Source organism: Sphingopyxis sp. GC21, assembly GCF_025727575.1.
GTDB lineage: Bacteria > Pseudomonadota > Alphaproteobacteria > Sphingomonadales > Sphingomonadaceae > Sphingopyxis > Sphingopyxis terrae_A.
This window is the reverse complement of record NZ_CP095845.1, coordinates 2,189,825-2,201,490: the sequence shown is the minus strand read 5'-3', so window position 1 is coordinate 2,201,490 and position 11,666 is coordinate 2,189,825. Positions and strand designations below refer to the sequence as shown.

11 protein-coding genes are annotated in these 11,666 nt (G+C 66.9%); 5 read left to right on the top strand and 6 right to left on the bottom strand.

Going from position 1 to position 11,666, the window contains the following annotated elements; all coding sequences use genetic code 11:
- Window positions 1-350: 350 nt before the first annotated feature.
- The 4 genes from MU856_RS10630 (at window position 351) to MU856_RS10615 (ending at window position 5,295) form a co-directional block, all read left to right on the top strand.
- Window positions 351-1,352 carry a hypothetical protein gene (locus MU856_RS10630; RefSeq protein WP_263587522.1) on the top strand — a complete coding sequence of 334 codons (1,002 nt, stop codon included), beginning with the start codon at window positions 351-353 and terminating at the stop codon, window positions 1,350-1,352.
- A gap of 14 nt (window positions 1,353-1,366) precedes the next feature.
- Window positions 1,367-2,203, top strand: a complete 837-nt coding sequence (locus MU856_RS10625; protein WP_263587521.1) for a hypothetical protein — start codon at window positions 1,367-1,369, stop codon at window positions 2,201-2,203.
- Window positions 2,204-2,232: 29 nt separating this feature from the next.
- Window positions 2,233-2,799: a hypothetical protein gene (locus MU856_RS10620; protein WP_263587520.1), complete on the top strand. Its 567-nt coding sequence runs from the start codon at window positions 2,233-2,235 to the stop codon at window positions 2,797-2,799.
- 63 nt (window positions 2,800-2,862) lie between these two features.
- The gene (locus MU856_RS10615) at window positions 2,863-5,295 is read left to right on the top strand and encodes a serine/threonine-protein kinase (RefSeq protein ID WP_263587519.1); all 2,433 of its coding nucleotides are present in this window, start codon (window positions 2,863-2,865) and stop codon (window positions 5,293-5,295) included.
- Here the strand turns inward: MU856_RS10615 and MU856_RS10610 are convergent.
- Window positions 5,292-6,110, bottom strand: coding sequence for an ECF-type sigma factor (locus MU856_RS10610; RefSeq protein WP_263587518.1), 819 nt, complete (start codon window positions 6,108-6,110; stop codon window positions 5,292-5,294). The genes MU856_RS10615 and MU856_RS10610 overlap by 4 nt on opposite strands.
- Here MU856_RS10610 and MU856_RS10605 point away from each other — a divergent pair.
- The gene (locus MU856_RS10605) at window positions 6,097-7,815 is read left to right on the top strand and encodes a YadA-like family protein (RefSeq protein ID WP_263587517.1); all 1,719 of its coding nucleotides are present in this window, start codon (window positions 6,097-6,099) and stop codon (window positions 7,813-7,815) included. The two genes, MU856_RS10610 and MU856_RS10605, sit on opposite strands and share 14 nt — an antisense overlap.
- A 70-nt stretch (window positions 7,816-7,885) precedes the next feature.
- Here the strand turns inward: MU856_RS10605 and MU856_RS10600 are convergent, their stop codons facing one another.
- The 5 genes from MU856_RS10600 to MU856_RS10580 are packed head-to-tail and all read right to left on the bottom strand — an operon-like array spanning window position 7,886 to window position 11,564.
- Window positions 7,886-8,653 carry a hypothetical protein gene (locus MU856_RS10600; RefSeq protein ID WP_263587516.1) on the bottom strand — a complete coding sequence of 256 codons (768 nt, stop codon included), beginning with the start codon at window positions 8,651-8,653 and terminating at the stop codon, window positions 7,886-7,888.
- Window positions 8,650-9,162 carry a hypothetical protein gene (locus MU856_RS10595; protein WP_263587515.1) on the bottom strand — a complete coding sequence of 171 codons (513 nt, stop codon included), beginning with the start codon at window positions 9,160-9,162 and terminating at the stop codon, window positions 8,650-8,652. Before MU856_RS10595 ends, MU856_RS10600 begins: the two co-directional genes overlap by 4 nt.
- Window positions 9,159-9,890: a hypothetical protein gene (locus tag MU856_RS10590; RefSeq protein WP_263587514.1), complete on the bottom strand. Its 732-nt coding sequence runs from the start codon at window positions 9,888-9,890 to the stop codon at window positions 9,159-9,161. The genes MU856_RS10595 and MU856_RS10590 overlap by 4 nt, the downstream gene beginning before the upstream one ends.
- Complete coding sequence (locus tag MU856_RS10585) at window positions 9,890-10,807, bottom strand: hypothetical protein (RefSeq protein ID WP_263587513.1); 918 nt, start codon at window positions 10,805-10,807, stop codon at window positions 9,890-9,892. Before MU856_RS10585 ends, MU856_RS10590 begins: the two co-directional genes overlap by 1 nt.
- Window positions 10,808-10,811: 4 nt before the next feature.
- Entirely contained in the window at window positions 10,812-11,564 is a 753-nt protein-coding gene (locus MU856_RS10580) for a hypothetical protein (protein WP_217372487.1), read from the bottom strand.
- Window positions 11,565-11,666: the final 102 nt, after the last annotated feature.

The following is an 11,666-nucleotide window of genomic DNA, read 5'->3' as shown; positions in this document are numbered from 1 at the left end:
CTTGTGCCTCCGGTCCGACAAGAGGACGGGATGGGAGGAAGACGATGCAGAACTGGGTAAGGCCGGGTTATTGGACCGCATTGGCATTGGTTGCCGCGCTTGGTTCGGCGCCCGAATCCCGCGCACAATTCGCCGCAGCGAGCGAGCCACCCGAAGATGAATCGGCGCAGGCGAGCTCTCCGAACGGGCCGGTGGTGGCGCCGCGCCGGGCAAGTGGCGTCCCCACCGTCGCGGCACAGCCGACTAGGATATTGCATATCCCCAATCGCTCAGCGCGTACGGGGATCGGACAGACGCCAGAGCCTTCCGCAGCCTTGGACGCACGCGATGGCAATCGGGATGCCGCAGCCTTGAGCAACGGTTCGGGTCGGGCTTTGCCGGGCGCGGGCGGGCCGCGCAGCGGAGCCGCGGGCGCCCCCCAATCCCGTCCTGGCAGTACCGGCGGGGCGTCGGCCGCCGATGTCGAGCGCGGCTATGATCGTGCGGTCGTCATTCCCGATAATGGCAATGGTGGACCCACCGGCGGTTCCGGCCGCAATTCTGCCGGCGACGGCAATTTGGGGGCCAGCGCCGGTCTGCTCAATTCGGCGGCCGGGCTGGGCGGCAACAGCAACGGTGGCAGCGGCGGCAACTCGGCGCAGGGCGGCACCAATTCGGGCAGCACCGGGATCGAGGGCGCACTAAACTCCTTCGGCGGCGCTAGCGGCGGTCGGTCCGAAAACGCCAATGGCAACGGCAACCGGCGCTCTAACGGTGGTTCTGCCGAGAATGGAAATGCAGGCGGCGGCCGCGACAGCGCCGGCGGATCGGCAAGAAACCTGCCTGCGCGGGGCAATTCGGGGGGCTCGGGATCGGACAGGTCGGTCGATCGAAACCAGAATGAGGCGCCGGCAAACAACTCCGGACGCGAAGCCCCGAACAGCCAGAAGGACAAGTCGGGCGCCGATAGCGAAGATCGCTCGGCCAGCAACGACAGCAACGCCAACGACAATGGCGGATCGGAACGGAGCAATCGGGACGCGCCGCCGGAAGGCAATTCGGATGGTGCGGCCAAGGCGGGGGCGCCCGACCGCCCCGAAGAAGAGGGCTGGTCGGCTGGCAGCGACCCGGTCGGTCAGGCGGCGGCGCGGCGGCGCTTCGGCGATCTGGGCGCCGGTGCGGCGGGGCGCGATTTGCTGGGTGAGAAACGCGACGCGGAAGCGGTCGATGCCGAGGATGCGTTGCACCGGATCGGCGACCGGATCGATCCGCTAACCGGTGCCGTGGGTATCGAGGCGCCGGTCGCCGGCGGCGTTTCGCCGCTGCTGCGCGCGGTTGTCGAAACCGCAAAGAAAAGGAAGCAGAAGAAATGAGATATCTCGGAGCAATGATTTTCGCGCTTGCGCTCGCCGCGCCCGTTGCCGCGCAAACGGGTCCAGCGAGTGACCTGTTCGCCTTTTCGCAAGGCGCGCGGCTGGTGCAGGTTCCGGACGACGCCGAATTTACGGCGATGGACAGCAGCCCGCTCAACCTGATCGACGGATCGGCGACGACCGACTGGACGGGCGAAGCGGGGCGGCCCGCCGTGTTCGTGCTCGAACTGGCGGAGCGAACCGAATTGTCGCGCATCGCCTTTGACACCGCCTTCCTCAATCGCGACGAAAAGTCGCCTCGGGCGATCCGCGTCGAACTGTCCGACACATCGGCGCGCAGCGGCTTCGTGCCGATCCTGGCCGCTGATCTGAAGATGAAGAAGGATGGTCAGAGCTTCGGCTTCGACCCCGAACATCGCCCCGTCGGCCGCTGGGTGCGGCTGACGATCGCGAGCAATTATGGCGATGATTATACCGGCTTCACCGGCTTTCACGGCTATGGCCGTCCGCTCACCGCAACGGCGACCTTGCCGGATGTCACCGGACGCTATGAAGGATGGAGCGGCTGGGGGACGCTCAACCTGACGCAGAGCGGCAATACGGTAACCGGCTGTTACGAATATCAGGCGGGGCGCGTTACCGGCCACATCGACGGCCGGGTGTTGACGCTCGACATGGTGGAGACGGGCCCCGACGGGGCGCCGCGGCGGATGCGCGGCTATTTCGGGCTGACCCCTGACGGCGGCAAGCTGATCGGCTTTGCGCGCGGTCTCACCGAGTCCGACCGCCTTGGCTATGCAACCTATATGAGTGCGGACCGGCGGGCGAACCGCCCCGGCGCGTGCCGCTGACATCGCTTGCGAATGAAAGGATTTAGGGGATGAGCAGATCGATCATGCTGGCTGCCGTCGCGGCGTCGCTGACGCTTGCAGGATGTGGGGGCGAAGCGGCGGACAAGGGCGATGGCGCGGGGGCGGCTTCGTCGGCTGCGGCGAAGAGCGGGACGGCGCCGCCGCGCGACTGGAATGCCGCCGACGCCTGCGCCGTAGTCGACAAGGCGGCGATGGCGGCGATCCTCGGACAGGCGGTCACCGAAACCCGGCTGGGCAATGTCAGCCAAAGCGATGGCGCGACCGCGGTCACCTCCGAGTGCAGCTATCAGCTTGCCGATGGCGGTTCGGCCGCCTTGATGCTCCGCTGGTCGCCAATCGGCGACAATAGCGAAGGTTCGATCAACCTGACCCGCAATGGCCTGGAGCAGACGCTCAAGGGGTTCGGCGGTCATGTCGAGACGGTCGGCGGGCTTGGCAAGGCGGCCTTTTGGGCCGCGATGACCAAATCGCTCAATGTCTTCATCGGCGAGGATAAATTCGCGATCATCACGGTGCCGGCCAGCGATGCGTCGAAGGAGCAGGCCGTCGCGCTCGCGCATAAACTTGGTGCTTGACGGCCGGCGCGCAGCGGTGCTGGTTCGCACCGAGGTGCGATGATGCGCCAGGGGAGGGGCGATATGGTGCGGCAGCCGAGCCGGTCCGAATGGAGCCATATCCAGGCCCTGTTCGCCGAACTGATCGATCTCGACCCGGCGGCGCAGGACGGTCGGCTGGCGGCGGAGGATGACTTCATCGCCGGCCAGCTACGGTCGTTGCTCGCCGCGTCACGCCATTCGGGGATATTGGACGGTGCGGCGCCGTCGTCGTTCGAAACCGCCCCGCGCCGCGCGTACAGCTCGCTTGCCGAAGGCGCGATCATCGGCGGTTTCACCATCGACCGCCTGATCGGACGCGGCGGGATGGGCGAGGTCTACGCCGCGCACCGCAGCGACAAGATGTTCGACCAACAGGTGGCGATCAAGCTGCTGCGCCCCGAAGCGGCCGCGCACAGCGAGTTGTTCGATCGCGAGCGCCGCCTGCTTGCCGGGCTCGAGCATCCGGGGATTGCCCGGCTGATCGACGGCGGGGTAACCCCCGACGGGCGGCCCTATATGGCGATGGAATATGTGACCGGCGAGCCGATCGACGCTTGGTGCCGGACCCATGACGCCGATCTGGCGGCGCGATTGCGGCTATTCTGCGACGTCTGCGAGGCGGTGGCCTATGCGCACGGCCACCTGATCGTCCACCGCGACCTCAAGCCGTCGAACATATTGGTCGACGGCGACGGCCGCGCGCGGCTGCTCGATTTCGGAATTGCGCGCCTTGTGGAGATCGAAGGCGAGGGCGAGGCACTAACCACGGTCGCGCTGATGACCCCCGATTATGCCGCGCCCGAACAGCTCGGCAATGCCGCGCCCACTGTCGCGACCGACGTCTACGCGCTGGGTGTCTTGTTGTTCGAACTGCTCACCGGTCGCAGCCCGTGGCGCGAGCCGGGATCGGCGCTGCCGTCGGTGATCCGGCGTATTCTGAACGACGATCCTCCCTTGCCGAGTGCGCTTGTGCCACCCGGCTTTCCCTTCGGGCGGCGCGAGGTCGTGGGCGATCTCGACGCGATCGTGCTCAAGGCGATGCGCCGCGCGCCGCAGGATCGTTATCGCGGCGTCGGCGATCTGGTCGACGATGTCCGCAGCCATATGGCCCTGCGCCCCGTTACGGCGCGCTCGGGTTCGGCGGGCTATACGATCGGGCGCTACCTGCGCCGACACCGCGTCGCGACGGCAGCGGCGGCCGCCGCGCTCCTCGCTATCGTGGCGGGCGGCGGTGCGGCGGCGTGGCAGGCGCGCCAGACGGCGATCGAGCGCGATGTCGCATTGGCCGAAGCGCGGCGATCGGAATCGATCAACCGCATGCTGACCGTCATGTTTCGCGACACTGCCAGCAGCGCGGTGGGTGAAGAGGCCACAGTCAAACAGATGCTCGATCAGACGGCGGCGCAGCTTGTCGCGTCGGTCGACAGGAGCGCCAAATCGGCAACGCTGATTACAACGCTCGCCGATCTGTACGTCAATCTGGAAGACGCGGCGGGCGCCGACGCGCTGCTCAGCCAGGCGCTTGCGCGCGGGATCGGCGCGGGCGATCCGGTGGCGACCGCAGAAATCAAGCTTCGCCTCGCCTCGACCGCCGCCGCAATGGGGCGGACCGACGACATGGCGCCGCTGCTCGATTCGGCCGACGCCGTCTTTGCTGCCGACCCGGCGCGTTTCCGCAAGGAACGGCTGGAAAGCATGAGCGGCCGGGCGCAGCTCGCCCGGCGCAAGGGCGATTACGACACCGCCATCCGGCTGCTGCAATCGAGCCTGCCCGACGCCGACCGCGTCTATGCCGAGGATCATCGCGAACTGCTGACCCGCTACAATAACCTGCTCGTCTATATGGTCGAGGCGAACCGGCTCGATGCGATGCCCGCGGTCTTTGCCGCCGCCGACGCGGCGCTCGCGCGGACGGGGCAACAGGGCAGCGCGCAGGGCCTGGCGATCGAGCAGTTGAAAGGCGTGCGGCTGATGAAGCTCGACCGGCTCGCCGAGGCCGAACGCCTGTTTCGCAGCGTTGCCGACCGGCGCCGCGCGGTGTTCGGCAAATCGGCGGCGTTGGCGGTCGATCTGTTGCAACTTGGGCGCGCCGAACTGGCGCTGGGGAAATTCGCCGCGGCGCGCGACGTCCTTGGCGAAGCGCGGCCGATGGCTATCGACAATCTCGGCCCCGATGCGGTGCCGACGCTCGTCATCACGCTGGGCCTTGCCGAAGCCCTGGCCGAGGCAGGCGACACCGGACGGGCCGACGCGCTGGTTGGCGAAGTCGCGCCGCCGGTCGCCGCCATGGGGCCGGTCGGCCTGCCGCAGGGCATTGCAGCGCGGACGCGGGCGATCATCCGTCTGAAACAGGGGCGGATCGCCGAGGCGCGGCGCGAGGCCGACGCATCGGAACAGATATTCCGCACGCTCGGTGCGCCGGGCGAATCCTACCTCAAATCCTTCGCGGCATTGCGCCGGCGCTTGACCGGCTAGCCCGCGTCCATTTCCTTGTGCACCCAGGCGCGCGCCTGGAGCCACCAGCGGCGTACCGTCCGGTCGCTGACGCCCAGGACTTTTGCGGTCTCTTCCTCGGTCATTCCGGCGAAAAAGCGGCAGTCGATCAGCTGCGCAAGATTGGGGTCGAGGCGCGCCAGCCGCTGCAACGCCTCGCCCAGCCGCACGACATCTTCGTCATCGGGCGCAGCCGCAAGCGAATCGAGGCTTTCGGTAAAGGCATATTCGCCCGCGCCGCGCTTTGCCGTCATGCGGGCGCGGGCGGCGTCGATCAGGATGTGGCGGATGGCGGTTGCCGCACAGCCCAGGAAATGCCGTTCGCTCTCCCAGCCTTTACGCCGGTTCAGCTTCAGATAGGCTTCGGAGATCAGCGCCGTCGTTTGCAACGTCTGCCCACCGCCGGCCCGGTAATGTTCGCGCCGGGCAATGGTTTTCAACTCGTCGTACAGGGTCGCGATCAGCGCGTCGGCGTCGCTGCCTTTGATGCCCGCCGGCTTGCTCTCATCGTTGATCGTCGGTCTCCCGTTATCCCGCTTTCGAGGCGTGACGCGCGCTCTAGATGCCTGATTTCGGGGACGTTCGCGAGACAATATTGAAGATCGCCCGGCCGCCCTGTCCGGTTTCGGCGATGCTTCCCGTCTTACCGAGTGTCGCACCGCTGCGCCCGCCCGCCGGGCGACCGCGGCGGATTCACGAAGCGATGGCGCCGGTAACAGGTCGCCACGGCAATCCTGCAAGCCGGTCGGTGCGTCGCCGACCCAGAATGAAAGAGCGATCGATATGAAAAACACCATCAGGCTTCTTGGCACCGCCGCACCATTGGCGATCCTCGTGACTCTTGGCGGAGCAACGCCGGCGCATGCCCAGACCGTGCCCTGCGTCCAGAATCCGGGGCCGGACGATTTTCCCGGCACCGCCGACGACCCTGAAAATTCGCTCCAGTGTGGCATCAATGCCCAGGCAACCAGCGCCGATACGACCGCTTATGGCAATGCGGCGTTTGCGACGGCCCCAGACAGTACGGCAGTCGGCTTTCTTGCCACTGCAGGCGACCTCAACGCGACCGCAATTGGATCCTTCAGCCAAGCCAGCGCCGGCGGAGCGGTCGCGCTGGGTTCGGGATCGGTGGCCGACCGTAATGCCACCGTATCGGTCGGCAGCGCCAATCTGCAGCGCCAGATCGTCCAAGTCGCAGCCGGCACGCAATCCACCGATGCCGTTAACGTCGCGCAGCTCAATAGCGCGATGACCGACGCCGTCCTCAACGCGATTTCCAATTCGGCGGTGGGCGTCGGCACCAGCGGTGATGGCAGCCTGCAAAGCGACGGCAGCACCGCAAGCGGCAACGGCGCCGTCGCGCTGGGGCAGGGGCAGACTGCAACCGGCAATGGCGCCGTCGCGATCGGCGATCCGAATGTCGCGACCGGGACCGGCGCCGTGGCGATTGGCGCCGACAATCAGGCGATCGGCGACGGCGCTGTCGCCTTGGGCAACGCCTCCAACGCCTTTGGCTTGTCGGCCATCGCTATCGGCAACAATGCGAATGCGCTGGCCGATGGCAGCATCGCCATTGGTCGTGACACGATCGCGTCGCCGGCATCGGTGGCGATCGGCGCCAACGCCGCGGCAGGCGGGCAAAACGCGACCGCAGTCGGTCGCGACAGTCTTGCCAGCGGCCTCGCAAGCGCCGCTTTCGGCCAGGGCGCCGCTGCCGGGGGCGATTTCTCGACTGCCACCGGCTATGGCGCGCGCGCGATCAAGGAGGGCGACACGGCGACGGGGTCCGGGGCTTTCGCCAACGGCGGCTATTCGGTCGCCTTGGGCGTGAACAGTCAGACCACGGCCCTCGGGGCGACGGCACTGGGCGTGAATGCGAAAGCGTCGGGGGCGGACTCGGTTGCGATCGGCTCCAGTTCGGTTGCCGATGAAGCGAACACGGTTTCGGTTGGCTCGGCGGGCTTTCAGCGGCGTATCGTGAACGTCGCTGCCGGTACGGCGGCGACCGATGCGGCGAACGTCGGTCAGGTCCAGACCGTCGCAACGGCCGCTGCAGCGGCACAGACGACCGCCGATGCCGCCGCGTCGCAGAATATGGTCCAGGACGGCCAGATTGCGGCTATTCAAACGGTAAACAGCGTGCAGGACAATCGGCTGATGTCGCTGGAAAGCATGGCCGGATCAGCGCTTCCGGCGCTCCAGTCGCTTGCCGCGACGCACAGTGCACAGATCAGCGACCTCTATGCGATCACCGATCGCGACCGCCGCGATGCACAGCGCGGAACTGCGGCCGCGGTCGCGCTCGTCCCCGCACCGATGCCGTCGGAACCGGGCAAGACAAGCTACACCTTCAACCTCGCCACCTTCCGCGGTGAGCAGGCGGTGGGCGCATCGATCGCGCACCGGTTCGGCACTGACAACCCCTTCGCCTTCACGGCAGGCGTTTCCTATGCGGGGAGCCGGAATACGGCGGCGCGCGTCGGCATCGCCGGCGAATTCTAGCCTGGCACGGGAAGGAGGGGGCGGTCCGAAGCGCGCCCTCCTGCCGCCTCGTCTGCGCTGGGCCCCGACCCTAAAAGGCGATGCCTTGGCGGGACAGCGTTGCCAGCTTTTGCTTCACGAAGGCGGGGCTGGGCGACGCGACGATCGTGCCGTCGGCGAACAGCGCCGTCGGCTTGGATCCCCCGAACATGCCGCTCAACGTCTCGAAATAGCGACGGTCGTAGCGACAGCTTCGCGATGCCCGCGGCGGGAGGGCGCCGGTGCTGATGGCGCGCCGCCAAGTCGCGGCGCGATCGGGACTGCACCAGATGTCGGGCAGGAAGGGCTTGTTCGCGGTTCCGATCGTGCTGGGTATGATGGCATAGCGCGTCCCGGCGGCGGCAAGGGCGGCCTCCAGCTTCTTTGAAAAGGGACAGTCATAGGCGGACAGAAGCAGCATGCGGAGCGGGCCGTTTCCGCCCTGCTGGATCAGATCCGAATAGCGGATCTGGTCGCGCCAGCGCAGCACCAGCGCGCCCCATTCGGACCCCGAAAGCGGCGCCCCCGTGTCGCCCTGCTGCGCGCCGAGCTTGCCGTTGTTGAAGCTGTATTCGCCATCGCGCGTCACCAGTATCGGCGCGGTTTCGCGCGGCGAATAGGGGATGGGGCGATCGATCTGATATAATCCCGCAAAGGGTGTCGCGACGAAGCGTTCATTATACAGGCGCTGCAGCGTTTCGATGTCGGCGCGCTGCGTCGCGGGGGGCGATGCGGTTTGCGCGTCCGCCGGTGCGGCCGCGGTCAGCACGGTGCAAAGGCCGGTGAGGGTCAGGACGGCAAGATGGCGCATAAGGGTCATCCCTGCGAATAGCGGAAATGGGGAGGGCAGGCGGGATATTGGCGCTTGCTGTTGCGCACGGGCTGGAAGCCGGGGATGCAGCGGCTCATGTTCGGCATGAGGGCGGCATTGTAGCGGCCGTCCGACTGGAACACCCAGAAGTTAAGGAAATTATCGCTCAGCGGATTGAAAAACAGATAGTTACGGATCGTCTTTGCGTCGCCATAGGACTGCCCCGGCGCTAGCGTGATACTGCCGTGATCGCTGACGCGCCCCGCATAGCCATCGGTCTGGCTGACCAGCACGACGCTGACTTCGCGTCCGCATTTGTTGACGAACCGGAAGTAGACGAGTTTCTGGTCGGGGCTCTTGTGCCCCGGCTTGGCGATCGTCTGGTGACTCCATTCGACGCAGCCGCTTGTCTGGCCGCCGCTTTCGAGCGTCGCCGCAACGCCCGATTGCTGCGCCGATGCCGGTTCCGCAACCATAAGCAGCAGCGCGCCGAAGGCGATGCAAAGGCCGCGGCTCATGGCTGCACCGTCACGGTTTCGCGGGCGATCCGGCTATATTCGGAAGGCTCCAGATCGAACCCGACAACCTCGGCCTCGATCGTGCCGCCGTTGCCGCTGGGTCGCGAAGCGACGAGGCGGGCCCGGATGACGAGGCCGAGATTGCCGAGCCAGCTGTCGGCCTTGAGCGCCGCAGCCTTGTCGGCGGACATTTTCCATACGCGCGCCTTGTCCGCGTTGCGGAACTTGAGCGCGATCTGCATCGCCCCGTCGCGGAAGGGATAGAAGGCGTCGGGTGCGAAGGCACCTAGCGGGATGCCGCCGAGGCCGGGGTCATAGTCCTTGGGATCGGCGCGGGTGCGCAGGGTGACGCAGCGGACGTCCTTGATCGCATTCCACTGCGTATCGACCTGCGCGTTCGCGCGCTTCCATGCCTCCTCGGCGCCGAGGCCCCGGTCGAGGCCGGACAATGCCTCGTCCGCCCATTTTTCGCGCGGTGGGGCAAGGCCGGTCATCGCATAATAGATAATCGCCCAGTCGCGATCGGTGAGGTCTTCGGTGTAGCTGTCGCATTTTTCCGGCGGTGCGGCGGCAGGTTGGGCGGGCTGGGCAGCAGCGGTCACCGGCTGGCTGGAAGCCGAAGTCGCGGTGCCTGCGTCCGTGCCGCCCGCGGCCTGCTTGTCGCCGCACCCGCTTGCGGTGAGCGTGATGCAAAGCGCCGCGACCGATGTCAGAAATATCCTGCGCATCAGAATTTGCCTCCCTGGTTGGCGCCGGCATCGGCGGCTTGCGACGCGCGATAGGCATCGCGCTCTTGCGGGAAGCGGTTGACCTCATAATCGTAATAGGCGGCAGCATCGATCATCGCGACACGAACGGCCTGCGCCAGTTGCGGATTTCCATATGCCGGCTCGATCATCGCGGCGATGGTCAACCCGCAGTCGGGGCGCCAGTTCATCTGCGTCCCGTAGATCGATATGCCGGCGCTGCATTCGCGCAGCTTTTCGCGGTCGAATTCGGGTAGCGGCTTGCCATCGAGACCGCGCAGCCAGAACATCTCGCCGCGATCGCCGGTGAGCGACGGCTTGCCATATTTTTGTTCTAGCGCCGCCTGCTGAGAAGCGATCGTCGGCTCACCGCCCTTTTGGAAGGGCTGGGTCAGCCACAATGCATAAAGCTTCTCCTGCCCCGGCATACCGTCGGCATAGAGGCTCCATTCGGCATCGACCTGCTCCAGCCGGTTGCGCGGGTCATAGTTCAGCACGTCGGTCGAGCTCCAGCGCGCCTTGTGCTGGCCCGTGGCGACGCGCACGAAGCTGCGGATCTTGAGGCCGGCCTGATCGCGCGACAGTTGGGGGCCGTCCCCTTCGAGGAGGATGCTGTCCGCCTCCTTGCCGTCGGGGCATTGGACAAAGCGGACTGCGGTATCGAGCGGGACGCCGAGCCGGAGGCCGCGCAGGTCGTCGACCGCGCTTCCTTCAGGGCGCGGCGGTATCACGGTGCCGCCGCAATCGACCTCGATCTTCTTGCCATAATAGGTCATCGCACCCGACGGACCTTCACCCGCGGCCAGGTCGCGCGTTTCAGACGGCTTGGGATCGCCGCCGCCGCAGCCAGCGAGCGACAATGCGGCGGCGGCAACCAGGAATTTCTTGGCGTGAGGCATCGTATCAGTCCTTTGCGAGCGGGTTGCGCAGCTTTCCGAGTCCGGCGGCAATCAGGGCCGCGCCGGCGAGCAGCAGCAGCCATGTGCCGATGCCGAGGCTGATCCCGTCGGCCATCCGGTCGCGGACGAAATCGGGGACCATCGACAGGATCGCCGAACGAAGCATGACGACCATCAGCGCCGCGACGATCGATGCGGCGCCGGTTACCAGCATGGGCAGCCGTTCGGACTTGCCCGACCATGCGGCCCAGATCAGCCACAGCGCGGCGATCGGCGCGGCGAAGCGCAGGATGAGCAGCGTCTGGACGGTGTCGAAGCCCGATTTGCCGCCGCCGAGCATTTCCTGCGCCGCGGCCACGCGACCCAGATCGTCCATCGCATTGCCAAGGCCGATCAGCGTCGCGCTCTGAACCGGTGAGGTGAGCGCGGAGAGGAAACAGGCAAGGAGAACGAGAAGCGCCAGCGGAACCGCAAGCGAGCGGGTCATCAACGCGGCGATCCGCGCCCCTTGTTCGGACTCGGTCAGCGCGCCGAGATCGGCCCCGATCGTGCCGAGCGCGGCCATCGCGGAACCGCCGACGGGATAGATTTCGCGCGCACCGCCGTTTTCGCTTTCGAAGTCGACCACGAGCCCGGGCGCGGGCGTCTTGTCGCCGCCGCGCCAGTCGGCGCGATCGAATTTGTGGCGCGTGCCATCGTCCGCCGATATCGCGCCCTTGCCGGTCGCCTCATCGAACCCGAGTATCTTTCCCTTCATATACCGCCCCCGAAAAAGGCCGGCGGACGAACCCGTGGGACCGCGCACCGGACGCTTGAAAAGCGGAAGCACCTGCGAAGGATGCCTCGCGTGACGAACGGG

Excerpts from the sequence above, each read along its gene's own strand:
- MU856_RS10585 (WP_263587513.1), bottom strand. The coding sequence starts at position 10,807 with ATGCCTCACGCCAAGAAATTCCTGGTTGCCGCCGCCGCATTGTCGCTC.
- MU856_RS10610 (WP_263587518.1), bottom strand. The coding sequence starts at position 6,110 with ATGGTGTTTTTCATATCGATCGCTCTTTCATTCTGGGTCGGCGACGCA.
- MU856_RS10605 (WP_263587517.1), top strand. The coding sequence starts at position 6,097 with ATGAAAAACACCATCAGGCTTCTTGGCACCGCCGCACCATTGGCGATC.
- MU856_RS10595 (WP_263587515.1), bottom strand. The coding sequence starts at position 9,162 with ATGAGCCGCGGCCTTTGCATCGCCTTCGGCGCGCTGCTGCTTATGGTT.
- MU856_RS10590 (WP_263587514.1), bottom strand. The coding sequence starts at position 9,890 with ATGCGCAGGATATTTCTGACATCGGTCGCGGCGCTTTGCATCACGCTC.
- MU856_RS10625 (WP_263587521.1), top strand. The coding sequence starts at position 1,367 with ATGATTTTCGCGCTTGCGCTCGCCGCGCCCGTTGCCGCGCAAACGGGT.
- MU856_RS10580 (WP_217372487.1), bottom strand. The coding sequence starts at position 11,564 with ATGAAGGGAAAGATACTCGGGTTCGATGAGGCGACCGGCAAGGGCGCG.
- MU856_RS10615 (WP_263587519.1), top strand. The coding sequence starts at position 2,863 with ATGGTGCGGCAGCCGAGCCGGTCCGAATGGAGCCATATCCAGGCCCTG.
- MU856_RS10600 (WP_263587516.1), bottom strand. The coding sequence starts at position 8,653 with ATGACCCTTATGCGCCATCTTGCCGTCCTGACCCTCACCGGCCTTTGC.
- MU856_RS10620 (WP_263587520.1), top strand. The coding sequence starts at position 2,233 with ATGAGCAGATCGATCATGCTGGCTGCCGTCGCGGCGTCGCTGACGCTT.